The organism is Microbacterium jejuense, assembly GCF_019511665.1.
Taxonomy (GTDB): domain Bacteria; phylum Actinomycetota; class Actinomycetes; order Actinomycetales; family Microbacteriaceae; genus Microbacterium; species Microbacterium jejuense_A.
This window is the reverse complement of sequence record NZ_JAEUAW010000002.1, coordinates 358,932-375,226: the sequence shown is the minus strand read 5'-3', so window position 1 is coordinate 375,226 and position 16,295 is coordinate 358,932. Positions and strand designations below refer to the sequence as shown.

Below are 16,295 nucleotides of genomic sequence, written 5' to 3'. Positions count from 1 at the left end.
AAGGCGCGGTCAGCCCGCCGTGGCCGCAGCCAGCGCGTCCGCCAGGAACGACGACAGGGCCGCGGCATCGCTCAGGGAGCCCGTGTACACCGAGCCCGCGGCGACGACCGTGACGCCGGACGTGGCCGCAGCGGCCTCGGTCGCGTACGGGATCGAGGTCGTCGCGCGGGTGCTGGCGGCATCCGCCCACTCCGCATAGGTGCCGTCGTCGACGCAGCTCACGACATCGTCGGTCGCGCCGGCCGTCACCATCACCCCCGAGAGGTCGCCCGAGGTGAGGGTCGTGCCCGTCGCCGCGCCGTCGATGCCGACCTGCAGCATCGCGTTCCAGGCGGCGAGCGCGGCATCGGGCTGCAGCGCGGCGAAGCAGCCGAAGGCGGCGACCGCGGCGAGCGCGTCGTCACCGCCGGTCTGCGCGATCGGGTGCAGCTCGAGCGTCAGGTCGCCGGCGGTGAGGCCGCTCTGGAGCGTCGCGCCGTCGGCCGCCCAGAACGTCGCGGCGTCGGCGGAGGTCGGGTCGACGTACAGCTGCACGTCGAGCACGCCGGTCGTCGAGACCTCGGACGCGCTCGTGGTCGGCGTGGCACCGCCTTCGAGAGCGCCGGTGCTGACCGGCGTGACGGTCGACCCGTCGCCCGCGCTCTTGAGCAGCAGTCCGTCCGTGAGCATGTTCGCCGGACCACGTGCCGCGTCTGCGGCCGCCTCGGCCTTCTTGGCCGCCTCGGCGGCCGCGGCGTTGCCCGCCGAGACGACGCCCGCCGTGATCCCACCGGCCACCGCGAGCACGACGACACCGCCGGCCGCCGACCACCCGAGGACGCGCCGCCGTCGGCGCTGCCGCGCCTGCCGCTCCCGCTCCTGCCGGGCCAGCTCGCGCACGAACGCCTGACGTTCGCGCTTGGTCATGCCCTCGAGCAGGCTCCTGTCGACCTTGACCGGCGCCATTCCGCTCCTTCCGCTCGCGCCATGACGTTAGGGAGCGCGCTCAAGAGCCGGATCAGCGGATCCTATGAATGCGGTGAGAGCCCCGCCACGGATGCCTCGCGGGCCCCGCGGCCCCAGCGGAACGCCGACACCGTCGGGTCGCCCGGCACCCAGAACCGCCACGGGAACACCTCGGTGCCGGCCACGCCGGCCACGCCCACGCGGGGCCCCGCCGCCACCTCGGCGAGGGGCGTCGCGAGCAGCTCCAGCCGCGCCACGGCGCCGTGCCACGGCGCGCCGGTGACGGCGTCGATGCCGTCGTGGACCGGATGCCGCAAGCCGATGGCGTCGCCGAATCGCCCGGGTCCGCGGGCGAGGTCGCGCACCGACCGGGCAGCCGGGCGGCGCCGGAAGGCGGCATCCACTCCTTCGATCACCTCGCCGGCGCGCAGCAGACAGCCGCCGGCGACCCCCTCGGGCCCGCTCACGACGTTGACGCATGAGTGGATGCCGTGGCTGAGGTAGACGTACAGGTGACCGGGTTCGCCCCACATCGTGGCGTTGCGCGCCGTCGGGCCCATGCGTGCGTGCGAGCCGGGGTCGGGCACCGGGCCGGTGCCGCGTCCGTGGTACGCCTCGACCTCGGTGATCCGCACGGCCACCGTCTCGCCGCCGACCACGGTCGTCAGGCGCGCGCCGAGCAGCCGGGGCGCGACCTCTGACGCGAGTCCCTCGAGGTCGGCACGCGTCGCCGCCCGCCACCTCTCCTGCACCATGGCGCGAGTCTACGTCGCCGCCCCGACACGCAGGCCTGAACCCCGGGTCACGCCGCCGGCGGCACCTGGCACCACGAGATCGACGAGCCCTTGAGCGCGACGACCTGCGCGCCGTCCGAGATCTCGAGCACCCGCGTCTCGGGCCGCTCCGGCAGCGGCAGCTGGTACGTGTCGTACGCGTTCGTGACGGCGTCGGGCGCCACGAGCACCGCGGCGTAGCGCGCACTGGGTGACACGCACACCTGCAGGACGGCATCCGTGTCGTCGATCTCGGTGAGCATGCGCGTCGCGCCGTCCGCCGCGACGAGGGCGACCGAGGTGCGGCCGGTGGGGATGCCGTCGGCATCGAGCACCGCGGCGGTGCGGATCGTCGACCCGTCCGGCAGCGGCGTGACCGACGTCGTGCCGCCGAGGTCGTGGTCGGGGGCCACCAGCTGCTGCTCGCTCGCGTCGGTGAGGTCGATGACCGCGGCGTGATCGGCACGGTCGACGACGGCCTCGTTCGAGCCGCGCGCGATGCCGTCGAGGCCCAGGGCGACGCCCAGGGCGGTCGCCGAATCGGAGCCGCCGGACCCCGTCAGCAGCAGCGAGCCGTCGAACGACAGCAGCAGGATGCTGTCGGTGTCGGGCACGAAGCGCCACTCGGCGACACGCGGATCGGCACCCTGCACCTCGATCGGCACGGGGTCGGCGGCGGGATCGCCGAGCGAGGCGGTGTACAGGCGGCTCTCGCGCCCCGAGTCGGCGGTCAGCTGCGCGTCCGAGAACGTGTAGCCGATCCGGTCGCCGCGGTCGGCGCTCTGCAGGTTCGACACGTACCCGTCGCCGGGCAGGGGGAGCTCGTGCTGATCCTTGCCGTCGAGGTCGGTGACGATGAGCCCCGCCTCGTCGTCATCGGTGCGCACCGACACGACGAGATGCGAGGCCGTGGCCCGGAAGTCCTCGATGTGGTCGTGCCGGAAGACGGGTACGGCCTCCTGCCCGCTGAGGTCGGTGCGGTAGATGAGGTCGCCGCCGTCCGCGCCGCGCTGCAGCAGGTACACCTGGGCCTTCGGCGTGCGGAACGTCTCGGTGAGCGTCGCGGTCGGGCCGCCGCCGAGCGACGCGACGCCGGCGATCTTCACCGTGTACTCGGTGTCGTCCCACAGCGGCAGGGTGAACCTCACGCCGACGCTGCGTCCCGACGTGTCGACCTGGAACGGAGTCTCGGGGCTCACCGTCACCTGCGACGGATCGACGTCGGCGAGCGACTGCGTGGTGGTGACGATGAGACGGGATCCGGATGCCGCGGCCGCCGCCGCGGGATCGACGAAGACGTCCGTCACACGAGGACCCTGGGCGACGCTGGCGGCGGCGCCGCCGAGCCCCAGCACGACGAGGACGCCCAGCACGATCCCGAAGCTCGCGGCGAACGTGCGACCGCGCCGACGCTGCGCGCGGGCGCGACGCGTCGGCTGCTCAGTACTCATACGGGTCCTCGGGCTCCGCGATCTCGTCCACCTGCGCGGCGTCGACCACGAGCCGGCCGTCGGACGACGAGCGCACCGTGCCGGTGATGGTGACCCACTGGCCGGTGTCGGGCACATCCGACGCGGCGACCACCGGCAGGCTCGCCGGCTGCGCGTCGATGACGCAGTGGGTGATCACGAGCCGCGTGAGGTCGAAGCCTCCGTCGGCTCCTGGCGTGACGAATCCGGTGAGCTGCACCGGATCGCCGTCGAACGCGTCGGGGTTGGTGGCCGTCGCGAAGGCGGTGGCCCATTCGCCGACGCCGAACGCGGACGTGTCGCCGGTCGAGGCCAGCTGGATGGTGTCGGCGCCGCCGAACAGCGGCGTCGCCCCCACGTCGCGCGACATCGCGAGCTCGGCGCTCAGCGACGCGGGCGGCAGCACGAGCGTCAGCACCACGACGCCCGACGCCGCGACCCCGCCCGCCACCGTCGCCGCGAACGCGAGCGGGTGGCGCGGGTGGTCGTGCTCGTGGTCGTGGGCGTGCTCAGCCCCCGCTCGCTGAGCGGAGGGCGCTCGGACGCCCGCAGATGAGACGCGGTCCGGCACGAGGCTGTCCGTGCGCACGGGGCGTCTCGTCTCGCTCGACCCCCGCTCGCTCGACGACCGGGATCCGGTGTCGCCGTGGTGGCCGCCGTGGTCGTGGCCGTGGTCCGCCTCGGCGCCGAGCGGCAGGGCGAACGACGCGACGGCTCCGAGCAGCAGGAAGACCGACATCGACACCGCGAACCAGGCCGAGTCGGGGTTGATGTACAGCCCCAGCCGGCCGGTCACGGCCAGCCCGAGGGTCACGACGGCGAGCACCGCGGCCAGGCCGACGCCCAGCCACCGCGTGCCGATGTATCCCGACCTACGCAAGGAGGTTCACCGCCGCTCCGATCGCGAAGGCCGACAGCACGACGACCGCGACGATGCCCCCGAGGGTGCGCCACGTGAAGGTGGTGCGCAGCAGCGCCAGCATCTTCACGTCCACGAGCGGTCCGACCAGCAGGAAGGCGACGATCGACCCCGGCGTGAAGGTCGACGCGAACGACAGCGCGAAGAACGCGTCGACGTTCGAGCAGATCGAGACCACCATCGCGAGCAGCATCATCGCGACGATCGACAGCGCGGGGTTCGAGCCGATGGCCAGGAGCGCCTCGCGCGGGATGAGCACCTGCACCGCTCCGGCGAGCGCCGAGCCGATGATGAGGGCGGGCATGACGGCGCGCAGCTCGACGACGAACTGCGCGATCGTGCGCCGCCACTTGCCGCCCGGTCCGATTGCCGGTTCCTGAGCCTGCCGAAGGGCGCACGTGTCGCGGAAGCGGTCGGTCAGCAGTGCGTCGGGCGACGGATGCCGCGAGTAGAGCCACCCGATGAGGTTGGCGATCGCGTACCCGCCGAGGATGCGGGCGACCAGGATGCCGTCGCTGAACCCGAAGGCCTGGTGCGTCGTGATGATGACGATGGGGTTCACGATCGGCGCCGCGATGAGGAACGTCAGCGTCTCGGGAACCGAGAAGCCGCGCATGAGCAGGCCGCGCGCGAACGGCACGTTGCCGCACTCGCACACCGGCACGATCATGCCGAGGAGCGACAGCACCGCGCGACGGGCCCACGCGCGTCGCGGCATCCATCGCTCGATGACGCCGGGCGGCACCCACACCTGCACGACGATCGACAGCACCACGCCCAGCGCCACGAACGGCAGCGACTCGATGAGCACGCTGATCGCGAGGGTCAGGCCGTCCTGCGCGCGGGTGGGGAGGGATGCCGGGAACAGCGTCGGCGCGAGCCAGTCGATCAGGAACAGGCCGGCGACGACGGCGAGGCCGATGAGCAGCCACAGCAGCGCGCGGGCCTGCGGCGACGGTCCGAGGCGCGCGGTGACCGGCTCGTACCGCTCCGGCGCGCGCCGCGGGCTCGGATCAGTGCGCGTCACGCTTCTCGGCGCGCGAGTCGGCGGTGGCGGCGCAGGCCGCGCACAGCCCGAAGATGTCGACGACGTGCTCGGCGTCGCGGAAGCCGTGGCGCTCGGCGGTGGCGCGCGCCCACTGCTCCACGTCGGTGGCCTCGATCTCGACCGTCAGTCCGCACGAGCGGCAGATGAGGTGGTGGTGGTGCCCTGCGCTGACGCACGCGCGGTACAGCGCCTCGCCCTCGGGGCTCTGCAGCGAATCGGCCTCGCCCTGCGCGGCGAGCCCGGCGAGGGCTCGGTACACGGTGGCCAGGCCGATGCCCGTGTTCTCGTCGCGGAGGGTCGCGTGCAGCGACTGTGCACTGACGAATCCGCGGGCGTCCGTCAGCGCTTCGCGCACGCGTTCGCGCTGCCACGTGTTGCGCTGGACCATGGCCGGGAGTCTACCGGTGCCCCCTGGACGCGAGCCGGGCACCGGCTATGCGGTCGCCCGCGTGACGCGGCCGCGGCGGGCGCCGACGAGGCGGCACACGACGTAGATGACGAACGAGATCGTCGTGATGTACGGGCTCACCGGGAGGGTGCCCATGATGGCGAGGAGGATGCCGCCGACCGCGGACACGAAGCCGAACAGGGCCGACAGCAACGGGACCGACAGGGGTCCGGACGCGACCCGCATCGCTGCGGCGGCGGGCGTCACGAGCAGCGCCATCACGAGCAGCGCTCCGATGATGTGGACCGCGACGGCGACGATGAGCCCGAGCAGCAGCATGAACAGGAGCGACACCGCGGTGGTCGGCACCCCGCGCGCGGCGGCGGACTGCGGGTCGAGCGAGTCGAACCGCAGCGGCCGCCAGATGAGCAGCAGCCCCAGCAGGACGACGGCGCTGATGGCGATGAGCCAGCCCAGCTGCCCGGTCTGCACGGATACGATCTGGCCGGTCAGCAGGCTGAAGCGGTTGGCGCTGCGCCCGTCGTACAGCGACAGGAACAGGATGCCCAGACCCAGGCCGAACGGCATCAGCACGCCGATGATCGAGTTGCGGTCGCGCGCCTTGGCGCCGAGCAGTCCGATGATGGCGGCGGCGACGATCGAGCCGACGATCGAGCCGGTGACGACGTCCACGCCGATGAGCAGCGCGGCCGCCGCCCCCGCGAACGACAGCTCGCTGATGCCGTGCACGGCGAACGCCATGTCGCGCTGCATGACGAAGACGCCCACGAGCCCGCCCACGAGGCCCAGCACCGCGCCGGCCCACACCGAGTTCGACACGAGCGCCAGGATCTCGCCGTAGTACGGCAGACCGCCGAACATGGCGTCGGCGATGTCGCCCCAGTTCATTCGTGCACCTCGCTCACTCGTGCACCTCGCTCATTCGTGCACCTCGCTCATTCGTGCACCGGGCCTTCGTGGTGGTGATGGGATGCCTCGGCGTCGGGCGCTCCGACCACGACGAGCCGGTCGCCCGCGCGCAGCACGAACACGTGCGCGCCGTACAGCGCCGTGAGCACGTCCGAGCGCAGCACCTCCTGGGGCGTGCCGAGGGTGAAGCGCCCGTTGGCGATGTACAGGATGCGGTCGACCTTGCCGAGGAGCGGGTTGATGTCGTGGGTGACGAGGAGCACGGCCGCACCGCGCTCGCGGCGATGACGGTCGATGAGGCCGATGACGGCCTGCTGGTTGGCGAGATCGAGGCTCGTGAGCGGCTCGTCGCACAGCAGCAGCGGCGGATCGTCGGCGAGGGCCTGCCCGGCGCGCAGCCGCTGCTGCTCACCGCCAGACAGCTCGCCGACCGGGCGGTCGGCGAAGCCTCGTGCGCCGACCGCGTCGATGAGGGCGTCGACGCGTGCGCGGTCGCCTCGACGCGGAAGCGGCAGGCCGAAGCGGTGGCCGTCGACGCCGAGCGTCACGAGGTCGCGTCCCCGCAGCGACGTGTCGCGGGGCAGCGGCCGGGCCTGCGGGATGTAGCCGATGCGGCGGCTGCCCCGGTGCGCCACGGCCGCGCCTTCGACCTCGATGCTGCCGCGCGACAGGGGCTCCAGGCCGAGGATGGCGCGCAGCAGCGTGGTCTTGCCCGATCCGCTCGGGCCGAGGACGGCCACGAGCTCACCGGCGTGGACGTCGAGGTCGAGCCCCGACCACAGCTCGCGCGGACCCCGCTGCAGTGCGGCATCCCGGATGCTCAGGACGACCGGGCGCTCCGAGGTGCGTGCGTCCGGCGTCACGCCTGCAGCGCCGTGCTGATCGCCTCGATGTTCGCCTGCATCCACGAGATGTAAGTCTCCCCCTCGGGCAGCGTTTCAGAAAACGCGATCACCGGGATGCCGAGCCCGTCGGCCTCGTCGACCACCGCCTGCGTCTCGGCCCCGCCGGTCTGCGCGTTGGTGATCACGAGCCGCACGTCGCCGCCGCGGATGAGCTGCTGCGACTCGAGCAGGGTCGCCGGCGGCACGTCCTGCCCCTCTTCGACCGCCTCGCTGAAGGCCTCGGGCGTCGCGTTGACGAGGCCCGCCGCCTCGATCAGGTAGACCGGCACCGGCTCGGTGACGAACACCTGCTCGCCCTCGTGCGCCGCCGCGATCTCGTCGAGCGAGGCCTCCAGACCGTCGATCTCGCCGGCGAACGCCTCGGCGTTGGCGGTGAAGGTGGCGGCGTCGTCGGGGCTCAGCTCGCCGAGCTCTTCGGCGATCGCCTCGGCGACGTGCGCGACGGTGTGCGGGTCGTACCAGACGTGCTCGTTGAAGCCCTCGATGTGATCGTGGTCGTGGTCATGCTCGTGCTCGTCGTCGTGGGCGGCTTCGGTCGCGCCGCCCTCCGCATCGCTCTCGTCGTGCGCCTCTCCGGTGGCGTCCTCCCACGCATGCGAATGCTCGACGGCCGTGACGACGGGGGCCTCGGTGCCGCTCGACTCGATCAGGGCGTCGAGGAACGAGTCGTAGCCGCCCCCGTTCTCGATCAGCAGGTCGGCCTTCGAGACAGCCAGCTGGTCGCGCGCGCTCGGCTCGAACGAGTGAGGATCCTGCGACGCGTTGGTCACGATCGAGGTGACGTCGACGAGGTCGCCGCCGACCTCCTCGGCGATCTGACCGTAGACGTTCGTCGACGCGACGATCTGGATGCGCCCGTCGCCTCCTGCTGCCGGAGCGGTGCTCGCGCACCCGGCCAGGACGAGGGTGGATGCCGCGGCCAGGCCGAGCAGGGTGATCGAACGTCGAGTCGGGGTCATGCTTCGACCCTAACGCTAATGAGAATCGTTCTCAAATCGCCGCGGCCGGCCGATCGCCGCTGCCTGCTAGGGTCGGGCCGTGCGTCTCAAGGCGATCCGCCGATCCCTGCTTCTGGCGCTGCCGTTCCAGGTGGCCGTGATCGTGGTGGCGCTCGTGCTCGCGGCAGCAGGCCTCGACGTCGAGGTGCTGCTCACCGTGCTGCTCGCACTGTCGATGTGGGCGCCCGCGGCGGCCGAGCTGCTGTTCCGCACGACGCTGCCGCGCGCGCTGCAGCTGCACTTTCTGATCTTCATCGTCGCCGGGCCGTTCATGGGCAGCGCGCTGCACGTGTACTGGGTGATCGACGAGTGGGACACGCTCATCCACTTCGACTCGGGCGTCCTGGTCGCATGGATCGGCATGCTGTGGCTGCGGCGCGTCGAGGAGCGGACCGAGGTCTCGCTGCCGACGTGGTTCGGAATTCTCGTCATCCAGCTCACGGCGATGGCCTTCGCCGCAGCGTGGGAGATCTGCGAGTTCGCGAGCGACCACATCCTCGGCACGTTCGCGCAGCTCGACAGTCTCGTCGACACCATGGGAGACCTGATTGCGGGCACGCTCGGGGGCCTGTGCGCCATCGCCCTGCTGCTGACGCTCGGCCGGCCGCGGTCGGTGGCCCCGGCATCCCTTCTTCGCGACGCCCACCGCACGGCCGACACGGACGACGCACCGACCGTGCGCTGACCCGCGTCAGTCCAACAGCAGGGCGGGCTCTTCGAGGATCGACGCCACGTCGGCGATGAAGCGCGACATCCCGTCGCCGTCGATCACACGGTGGTCGAACGAGCCCGCGACCGTCGTCACGAAGCGGGGACGCACCTCGCCGTCGACGACCCACGGCTTCTGCCGGATCGTGCCGAGGGCGACGATGCCGGACTCGCCGGGATTGATGATCGGCGTGCCGGCATCCATCCCGAACACGCCGATGTTCGTGATCGTGATGGTGCCGCCCTGCTGATCGGCGGGGGTCGTCCTGCCCTCGCGCGCCGTCAGGGTGAGCTTCTCGAGCGCCTTGGCGAGCTCACGCATCGACAGGTCCTGCGCGTCCTTGATGTTGGGCACCAGGAGGCCGCGCGGGGTGGCGGCCGCGATGCCGAGGTTGACGTAGCGGCGCACGCGGATCTCGGCACCGCCCTCGGCATCGACCCATGCGGCGTTCACCATCGGCGTGCGGCGCGTCGCCCAGATCACGGCGCGCGCCATGATGAGCAGCGGCGAGACGCGGATGTCGGCGAAGTCCGGCGAAGCCTTCAGCCGCTTGACGAGCTCCATCGTGCGCGTGGCGTCGACGTCGGTCCACACCGACACGTGCGGCGCCGAGTAGGCCGACTGCACCATGGCCGACGAGGTGGCCTTGCGCACGCCCTTGACGGCGATGGTCTCCTCGCGGCCCGCGGCGTCCGGCGCGGGAGTGGCGGGCGCCACGACGGGCGCCGTGCGCGCCGGCGCGGGGATCGTCTCCTCGCGCACGTCGCCCCACTCGGGCGTCTCGATGTTGCGGAACACGCTCGCCTGCGACGCGTGCTTGACGACGTCGTCGCGGGTCACCTCGCCGGCGGGGCCGCTGGGCGTGACGGCGGCGAGGTCGACCCCCAGGTCCCGCGCGAGCTTGCGGATCGGCGGCTTGGCGACGACGCCGACGGATGCCGCCACCCGCTCCTCGGCCGGCGCTGCCGGCTTGCGGCGACGCGACTGCACGTGCCCGCCGGTCCCGTACCCGACCAGCACCGCGCCCTCGCCCTTGTCGCCGTCCGCGTCGGCGGGCTCGCCGTGCTCGGACTGTCCGACGGTCGCCGGGGACGAGGCATCCACTCCCGCGCCGGAGGCGATCGTGATGATCGGGGCGCCCACGTCGACGGTGTCGCCCTCGGCCGCGAGCAGTTCGCCCACGGTGCCCGAGAACGGCGACGGCAGCTCGACGAGCGACTTCGCGGTCTCGATCTCGACCAGCACGTCGTTGACGGCGACGCTGTCGCCGGGTGCGACGCGCCACTGCACGATCTCGGCCTCGGTGAGTCCTTCACCGACGTCGGGGAGGACGAATGTCTGGGTGCTCATGCGAGTTCCTTTCGCCCTGCGCGCTCCGTGACTTGCCTTGAATGTACGCGACACGCCCGGCGTGTCGTACATATACGCCAAGTCAACATCGGAGGGCGAGAGGGAGGACGGGGGTCAGTAGGCGAGGGACCGGTCGACGGCCTCGAGGATGCGGTCGGCGTCCGGCAGGTAGACGCCTTCGAGCTTGGCCGGGGGGAAGGGCACGTCGAAGCCCGACACGCGCAGCACCGGGGCCTCCAGCGCGTAGAACGCCTGCTCCATGACGGTCGCCGCGACCTCGGAGCCGAGCGACGTGAAGCCCTGCGCCTCCTGCGCGTAGACCATGCGGCCGGTGCGGCGGACGGACTCGAGGATGGGGCCGTAGTCGATCGGCGACAGCGAGCGCAGGTCGACGACCTCGATGCTGGTGCCCTCGGACTCTGCCAGCGCAGCGGCCTGCAGCATCGTCGTCACCATGGCGCCGTGGCCGACGAGCGTGACGTCGGTGCCGCGGCGGACCACGCGCGACGCGTGCAGCGGCAGCGCGCGGGCGTTCGTGTCGACCTCGCCCTTCTGCCAGTACTTGCTCTTCGGCTCGAGGAAGATCACCGGGTCGGGCGACGCGATGGCGTCCTGGATCATCCAGTAGCCGTCGTTCGGCGTCGACGGGCTGACGACCCGCAGACCCGGCGTGTGGGTGAAGTACGCCTCGGGGCTCTCCTGGTGGTGCTCGACCGCGCCGATGTGCCCGCCGTAGGGGATGCGGATCACGACGGGCATCTGCAGCGCGCCCTCGTGCCGGTTGGTGAGCTTGGCCAGCTGCGTCGTGATCTGGTCGAAGGCCGGGAACACGAAGCCGTCGAACTGGATCTCGACGACCGGGCGGAACCCGGCCATCGCGAGGCCGATCGCGGTGCCGACCAGACCCGACTCCGCCAGGGGCGTGTCGAGCACGCGCTGCTCGCCGAACTCGGCCTGCAGCCCCTCGGTGACGCGGAACACGCCGCCGAGCTTGCCGATGTCCTCGCCCATCAGCAGCACGCGGTCGCTGCCGGCGAGCGCCTCGCGCAGGCCGGCGTTGATCGCGCGGCTGAGCGGGAGCGTCTCGATGCCCGTCACGCCTGGCCTCCCTCGAAGGATGCCTCGTACGCGGCGAGCCACTGACGCTGCTGGTCGATCAGGGGATGCTCCTCGGAGTAGACGTGCGCGAACATCGTGTCGGCGTCGAGGCCTCCCAGTGCATTGGTGCGCTCACGCACGTCGTCGGCGAGAGCCTGAGCCTCGGCATCCACGTCCGCGAAGAACGCGTCGGACGCACCGCGGCCTCGGAGGAACGCCTGCATGCGGGCGATCGGGTCGCGTCGGCGCCACGACTCCTCTTCGTCGGACGTGCGGTACTTCGTGGGGTCGTCGCTCGTGGTGTGGGCGCCGAGGCGGTAGGTCATCGCCTCGATGGCACGCGGACCCTCGCCGGCGCGCGCCTCGTCGAGCGCGGCGCGCGTGACGGCCCAGCTGGCCAGCACGTCGTTGCCGTCGATGCGGATGCTCGGCATGCCGTAGCCCTCCCCGCGCCTGTACAGCGGCGACCGCGACTGCGTGGCCACCGGCACCGAGATCGCCCACTGGTTGTTCTGCAGGAAGAACACCTCGGGGGTGCGGTAGCTCGCGGCGAACACCATCGCCTCGTGGACGTCGCCCTGGCTCGACGCGCCGTCGCCGTAGTAGACGATGACGGCCTCGTCGCGCTCGGGGTCGCCGGTGCCGCAGCGGCCGTCGAAGACGAGCCCCATGCCGAAGCCGGTGGCGTGCAGCGTCTGCGAGCCGAGCACGAGCGTGTAGATGTGCGTGTTGCCGTTCTTCGGGTCGCTCGGATCCCACCCGCCGTGCGAGAGGCCGCGCATGACCCGGACGATGTCGATCGGGTCGACGCCGCGGATCTTCGTCACGACGTGCTCGCGGTAGGACGGGAACAGGTGGTCCTGGGCGCGTGCGGCGCGGGCGGAGCCGACCTGCGCCGCCTCCTGGCCGTAGCTCGGCGGCCACAGGGCGAGTTGCCCCTGCCGCTGGAGGTTGGTGGCCTGCACGTCGAAGGCGCGGATCACCGCCATGTCGCGGTAGAAGGTCTCGAGGTCGGCGTCACTGAGACCGTCGACGGCCTCGCGGTACCGCTCGGCGGCGGGCGTGGGCGCGAACGTCCCGTCCGCATCGAGGAAGCGGACGGTGGTGGTGTCGGTGGCCGACGTACCGGCGTCCGTTGCCGTGGCGTCGGTCAGCACCGAGTCTTCAGGCGGGGTCACCGTTCTACGCTAGCCCGCGTCCCGCGTGGCCTTCTGGGAGGTCCTTCACAACGGATTCCGCGATCCGTAGGACCTTATCGACAGACTCTTCTTCGCCGACCGAGATGCGGATACCGTCACCGGCGAACGGCCGGACGATCAGCCCTGCCTCTTCGAACGCCCCCGCGATGGCGAGCGTCTCGTCGCCGGCGGGCAGCCACACGAAGTTGCCCTGCGCGTCCGGGACGGCCCAGCCGGCCGCGCGCAGCGCCGCCGCCAGGCGATCGCGGCGTTCCGCGATGACGCCGACCCGCTCGAGCAGCTCGTCCTCGACCTCCAGGCTCGCCAGGGCCGCCTCTTCGCCGAACGCGGTCACCGACAGCGGGATCGCGGTGCTGCGCGCCGCGTCGAGGATGCGGGGGTGGCCGACGGCGTATCCGACGCGTAGGCCCGCCAGGCCGTACGCCTTCGAGAAGGTGCGCAGCACGACGACGTTGGGGTGCGCACCGCTCGCCAGCACCGCCTCGCCGTGCACGGCGTCGGGGTCGGTGACGAACTCCGCGTACGCCTCATCGAGGATCACCAGGATGTCGGACGGCACCTTCGCGATGAAGTCGTCGAACTCGGCCTGCGTGACGATCGGGCCCGTCGGGTTGTTGGGGCTGCACACGATGATCGCCCGCGTGCGGTCGGTGACGGCGGCGGCCATCGCGTCGAGGTCGTGCCGCGCGCCCGCGGCGAGCGGTACCTGCACGGCGGTTGCACCGGCGACGACGGCCAGCCACGGGTACGCCTCGAACGAGCGCCAGGCGTACATGACCTCGTCGCCCGGTCCGGCGGTCGCCTGCACCAGCTGCGCGAGGATCGACACGCTCCCCGCGCCGATGTGCACGCCGTCGGCCCCGACGCCGTAGCGTTCGCCGAGCCGCTCGCGCAGGCGTGCGGCCGTCGCGTCGGGGTAGCGGTTCAGCGCGGTCGCGGCCTGCACGCGCCCGAGCACCCCGGGCAGCGGATCGAAGGGGTTCTCGTTGCTGGAGAGCTTGAACGCCTCGGCGCCGGCCTGCTTGCCCTGCTTGTACGGGGGAAGCGCGGCGACCTCGGGGCGCACGCGGACGGGGAACTCAGGCGCGTCGGTCACCGGCCCAGTCTACGAACCGGCGGCACGGCGGAGGAGAGGGATGCCGCACCCCGCGCGCCTGAGAGCCGCATCGCTCCGCGCGAGGCGCCGAGACGCGCCGACACGCGTCGCCGGGAACCCCTCGCCCCGGCTGCTCCGGCGTGGAAGACTGGCCGGACTATGGGCTTCCTCATCCGCGTCGTCGTCAATGCGTTCGCGATCTGGGTGGTCACCCTGATCCCGGCGCTCCAGGTCACCGTCGTGCCGTTCCCGCCGGGCGACACGCTCCAGCTGGTGCTGACGCTCCTCATCGTCGCCGCCATCTTCGCGATCGTGAACACGATCATCGGCACCGTCATCAAGGTGCTCGCGTTCCCGCTGTACATCCTGACGCTGGGCCTCATCGGGCTCCTCATCAACGCGTTCCTGCTGTGGCTGACGGCGTGGCTCACGCACTGGTGGAACTGGGGCCTGCGCGTCGAGGACTTCTGGTGGGGCGTCGTGGCGGCGATCATCATCTCGCTCATCAACTGGATCTTCGGCATCTTCCTGCGCCCCAAGAAGGACTGACTCAGCGGTCGCCGCGGACGGCGGCGTACTCGCTGACCTCGACGGCCTCGGCCTGCGCGAGACCCTCGAACACGGCGTGCACGTCCGCGACCCGCGGGTCGCCGGACGCATCGACGATCGCGGCGGTCTCGGCGTAGGCGGTCAGCCGGTGCGCGGGGAGAGCGGCGTCCTCCAGGGCGGTGGCGGGGTCGTACACGCGCTCGGCCACGAAGCTGCCGGGCGCGCCCACGCCGCCCAGCGCGCCGCCGCCGGCCAGCCCGGCGACGGGGTCGTCGGTGTGGCGGATGGCGACGCTCAGGGTGCCCGCCCCCACGTCGGCTTCGACGGGCGACCCCAGCGACACCAGCGTCTGGACGTCGTACCCGCCCTCGACGGCCAGGTGCGCGCCGATCATGCCGCCCTGCGAGAACGCCACGACGTGCACCGCGTCGCCCGCCTCGGCCCCCGCGGCGGTGAGCGCGGCCTGCGTCGCGGCGTACGAGTCCGACATCCGCCCGGAGTACAGCTGCAGGTTCGACTCGTTGTCCCACGGGTCGTCGCCGCACGCCACGTCGGCGGACTGCATCCCCGCGATGTAGAGCGCGAACTGCTTCGAGCCGTCGGGCATCGTGTACTTCTCGACGCGCACGCGCGCGGCGCCGTCGCCGGGGATGCGGGATGCCGCCGCCGCGAGGCTCTGCGGCGCGACGGCCGCGGGCGGTCGCCACGACGTGGGCGCGGCCTGGCCGACGCCGCCGGTCGCGGCCGCACCGGGCGCGACGCCCGCCCGCACGCCCGGCGGTCCCTCGGGCGTCACCGCCGTCACGACGACCGGCCCCGCCGCGCCCGTCAGCCGCGCATCCCTGCGCACGAGCCCGGTCCCGCCGATGCCGACCAGCGCCGCACCGCCGATGGTGCCCAGCCCGACGGCGAGCCCGCCCCACACCGCTCCCGGTTCACTGAAGGTGTCGCCGACGCCGACACCCCACTGCGTGCCCTGGCGCACGAGCTCGCCGGGCCACATGACGCTGCGCTCGAACGCGGCGAGCGCCGCGCGCTCGCCCGCCTCCGGGTAGCGCGAGAGGACGTCCGCCCGCCGGGCCTCGAGCCGCGCGGAGGCGTCGGCGTCGCCGGCCAGCGCGGCCGCTCGCAGCGCGATGTCGATCTCGACGACCTCGTACACCGCTGCGGCCTCGCGCAGCGCCGCGGCGATCCCCACGGCCTCGGCGCCCGTCTCGTGCAGGCGGGTGCCGAGGACGGATGCCGCCGCCACGACCTCGTCGGCGTCGCCCCAGGTGCCCAGCAGCATGTTCTGCACCGACCCCAGTCGGAGCCCGATCGCCTCGAGTTCGCTCGCGGCCGTCGTGAACGCGGTCGCGGTCGTCCGCAGCGTGTCGGTGTCGACAGCGACCGCGCCGCCGCCGGTGATCTGCAGCCCGGCATCCGCCCGCGGCCAGGTGTCGCTGACCAGGGCGACGACACCCTCGGGGTCCGGCGCCCGCGTCGCCGTGCCGTCGCCCTGCCACGCACTCAGCGGGTCGCGCCAGGCCGTCGCGGGATCGTGCCACCCCTCAGCCATCGGCGTCGGAGCATCGGGCGGCGCCTCCGGCTCGTCGGCGCCCCGCGCCGTCACGGGCGGCTCCCGGCGATCTGCAGCGACACCGCGCGCGCCGACTCGAGGAACGCCGCGCGGTCGCGGGCGTGTGCGGCGGCCTGGCACGCCGACTCGGCGAGTCCCGGCAGCGTCGCGACGGCCGCCGCCCATATGTCGGCCCGCTCGTGGAACGCCGTCGCCGCCTTCGCCTGCCACGCGGTCTCGCCCGACAGGCGGCGGGCGAGGGCGGCGGCATCCTCGAGTCGTTCCACGAGCCGCGAGAGCTCGCGCGTCACGATGGCCAGCTGATGGGATGCCGGGTCGCCGGCCGCGTACGGGGTCACGG

At 72.6% G+C, this 16,295-nt stretch carries 17 protein-coding genes; 2 read left to right on the top strand and 15 right to left on the bottom strand.

Annotation, left to right across the window (positions count from 1 at the left end; genetic code table 11):
- Positions 1-9: 9 nt before the first annotated feature.
- From JNB62_RS03680 to JNB62_RS03640, 9 genes are all read right to left on the bottom strand, one after another.
- Positions 10-945, bottom strand: coding sequence for a hypothetical protein (locus tag JNB62_RS03680; RefSeq protein WP_220299509.1), 936 nt, complete (start codon positions 943-945; stop codon positions 10-12).
- 62 nt (positions 946-1,007) lie between these two features.
- Positions 1,008-1,700, bottom strand: coding sequence for a DNA-3-methyladenine glycosylase (locus JNB62_RS03675; protein ID WP_220299508.1), 693 nt, complete (start codon positions 1,698-1,700; stop codon positions 1,008-1,010).
- 47 nt (positions 1,701-1,747) lie between these two features.
- Entirely contained in the window at positions 1,748-3,169 is a 1,422-nt protein-coding gene (locus tag JNB62_RS03670; RefSeq protein ID WP_220299507.1) for a hypothetical protein, read from the bottom strand.
- Positions 3,159-4,067, bottom strand: a complete 909-nt coding sequence (locus tag JNB62_RS03665) for a TIGR03943 family putative permease subunit (protein ID WP_220299506.1) — start codon at positions 4,065-4,067, stop codon at positions 3,159-3,161. Before JNB62_RS03665 ends, JNB62_RS03670 begins: the two co-directional genes overlap by 11 nt.
- Positions 4,060-5,133 carry a permease gene (locus tag JNB62_RS03660; RefSeq protein ID WP_220299505.1) on the bottom strand — a complete coding sequence of 358 codons (1,074 nt, stop codon included), beginning with the start codon at positions 5,131-5,133 and terminating at the stop codon, positions 4,060-4,062. Before JNB62_RS03660 ends, JNB62_RS03665 begins: the two co-directional genes overlap by 8 nt.
- Entirely contained in the window at positions 5,120-5,542 is a 423-nt protein-coding gene (locus tag JNB62_RS03655) for a Fur family transcriptional regulator (RefSeq protein WP_220299504.1), read from the bottom strand. Before JNB62_RS03655 ends, JNB62_RS03660 begins: the two co-directional genes overlap by 14 nt.
- A 45-nt stretch (positions 5,543-5,587) precedes the next feature.
- The gene (locus tag JNB62_RS03650) at positions 5,588-6,451 is read right to left on the bottom strand and encodes a metal ABC transporter permease (protein WP_220299503.1); all 864 of its coding nucleotides are present in this window, start codon (positions 6,449-6,451) and stop codon (positions 5,588-5,590) included.
- 47 nt (positions 6,452-6,498) lie between these two features.
- The gene (locus JNB62_RS03645; protein WP_220299502.1) at positions 6,499-7,335 is read right to left on the bottom strand and encodes a metal ABC transporter ATP-binding protein; all 837 of its coding nucleotides are present in this window, start codon (positions 7,333-7,335) and stop codon (positions 6,499-6,501) included.
- Positions 7,332-8,336, bottom strand: a complete 1,005-nt coding sequence (locus JNB62_RS03640; protein WP_220299501.1) for a metal ABC transporter substrate-binding protein — start codon at positions 8,334-8,336, stop codon at positions 7,332-7,334. Before JNB62_RS03640 ends, JNB62_RS03645 begins: the two co-directional genes overlap by 4 nt.
- A gap of 79 nt (positions 8,337-8,415) precedes the next feature.
- Between JNB62_RS03640 and JNB62_RS03635 the strand changes: the two genes are divergently transcribed.
- Complete coding sequence (locus JNB62_RS03635; protein WP_220299500.1) at positions 8,416-9,060, top strand: hypothetical protein; 645 nt, start codon at positions 8,416-8,418, stop codon at positions 9,058-9,060.
- Between the two features lie 6 nt (positions 9,061-9,066).
- Here the strand turns inward: JNB62_RS03635 and JNB62_RS03630 are convergent, their stop codons facing one another.
- The 4 genes from JNB62_RS03630 to JNB62_RS03615 all read right to left on the bottom strand — a co-directional run bounded on the left by JNB62_RS03630 (position 9,067) and on the right by JNB62_RS03615 (position 13,827).
- Positions 9,067-10,434: a dihydrolipoamide acetyltransferase family protein gene (locus JNB62_RS03630; RefSeq protein ID WP_220299499.1), complete on the bottom strand. Its 1,368-nt coding sequence runs from the start codon at positions 10,432-10,434 to the stop codon at positions 9,067-9,069.
- Positions 10,435-10,548: 114 nt separating this feature from the next.
- Positions 10,549-11,532: an alpha-ketoacid dehydrogenase subunit beta gene (locus JNB62_RS03625; RefSeq protein WP_220299498.1), complete on the bottom strand. Its 984-nt coding sequence runs from the start codon at positions 11,530-11,532 to the stop codon at positions 10,549-10,551.
- On the bottom strand, positions 11,529-12,686 hold the full coding sequence (locus tag JNB62_RS03620; protein WP_220299556.1) for a thiamine pyrophosphate-dependent dehydrogenase E1 component subunit alpha: 1,158 nt from the start codon (positions 12,684-12,686) through the stop codon (positions 11,529-11,531). Before JNB62_RS03620 ends, JNB62_RS03625 begins: the two co-directional genes overlap by 4 nt.
- 28 nt (positions 12,687-12,714) lie before the next feature.
- Positions 12,715-13,827: a histidinol-phosphate transaminase gene (locus tag JNB62_RS03615; protein WP_220299497.1), complete on the bottom strand. Its 1,113-nt coding sequence runs from the start codon at positions 13,825-13,827 to the stop codon at positions 12,715-12,717.
- Between the two features lie 159 nt (positions 13,828-13,986).
- On the opposite strand from JNB62_RS03615, the gene JNB62_RS03610 reads away from it, so the two are divergent.
- Positions 13,987-14,376, top strand: coding sequence for a phage holin family protein (locus tag JNB62_RS03610; protein WP_220299496.1), 390 nt, complete (start codon positions 13,987-13,989; stop codon positions 14,374-14,376).
- Position 14,377: 1 nt separating this feature from the next.
- On the opposite strand, the gene JNB62_RS03605 is transcribed toward JNB62_RS03610, so the two are convergent.
- The gene (locus tag JNB62_RS03605; RefSeq protein WP_220299495.1) at positions 14,378-15,988 is read right to left on the bottom strand and encodes a hypothetical protein; all 1,611 of its coding nucleotides are present in this window, start codon (positions 15,986-15,988) and stop codon (positions 14,378-14,380) included.
- The gene (locus JNB62_RS03600; RefSeq protein WP_220299494.1) at positions 15,985-16,293 is read right to left on the bottom strand and encodes a hypothetical protein; all 309 of its coding nucleotides are present in this window, start codon (positions 16,291-16,293) and stop codon (positions 15,985-15,987) included. Before JNB62_RS03600 ends, JNB62_RS03605 begins: the two co-directional genes overlap by 4 nt.
- Between the last annotated feature and the right edge of the window lie 2 nt (positions 16,294-16,295).

What these genes read in the sequence shown, in the direction of transcription:
- JNB62_RS03680 (WP_220299509.1), bottom strand. Translation starts at nt 945, where the DNA reads ATGGCGCCGGTCAAGGTCGACAGGAGCCTGCTCGAGGGCATGACCAAG.
- JNB62_RS03675 (WP_220299508.1), bottom strand. Translation starts at nt 1,700, where the DNA reads ATGGTGCAGGAGAGGTGGCGGGCGGCGACGCGTGCCGACCTCGAGGGA.
- JNB62_RS03670 (WP_220299507.1), bottom strand. Translation starts at nt 3,169, where the DNA reads ATGAGTACTGAGCAGCCGACGCGTCGCGCCCGCGCGCAGCGTCGGCGC.
- JNB62_RS03655 (WP_220299504.1), bottom strand. Translation starts at nt 5,542, where the DNA reads ATGGTCCAGCGCAACACGTGGCAGCGCGAACGCGTGCGCGAAGCGCTG.
- JNB62_RS03650 (WP_220299503.1), bottom strand. Translation starts at nt 6,451, where the DNA reads ATGAACTGGGGCGACATCGCCGACGCCATGTTCGGCGGTCTGCCGTAC.
- JNB62_RS03640 (WP_220299501.1), bottom strand. Translation starts at nt 8,336, where the DNA reads ATGACCCCGACTCGACGTTCGATCACCCTGCTCGGCCTGGCCGCGGCA.
- JNB62_RS03630 (WP_220299499.1), bottom strand. Translation starts at nt 10,434, where the DNA reads ATGAGCACCCAGACATTCGTCCTCCCCGACGTCGGTGAAGGACTCACC.
- JNB62_RS03610 (WP_220299496.1), top strand. Translation starts at nt 13,987, where the DNA reads ATGGGCTTCCTCATCCGCGTCGTCGTCAATGCGTTCGCGATCTGGGTG.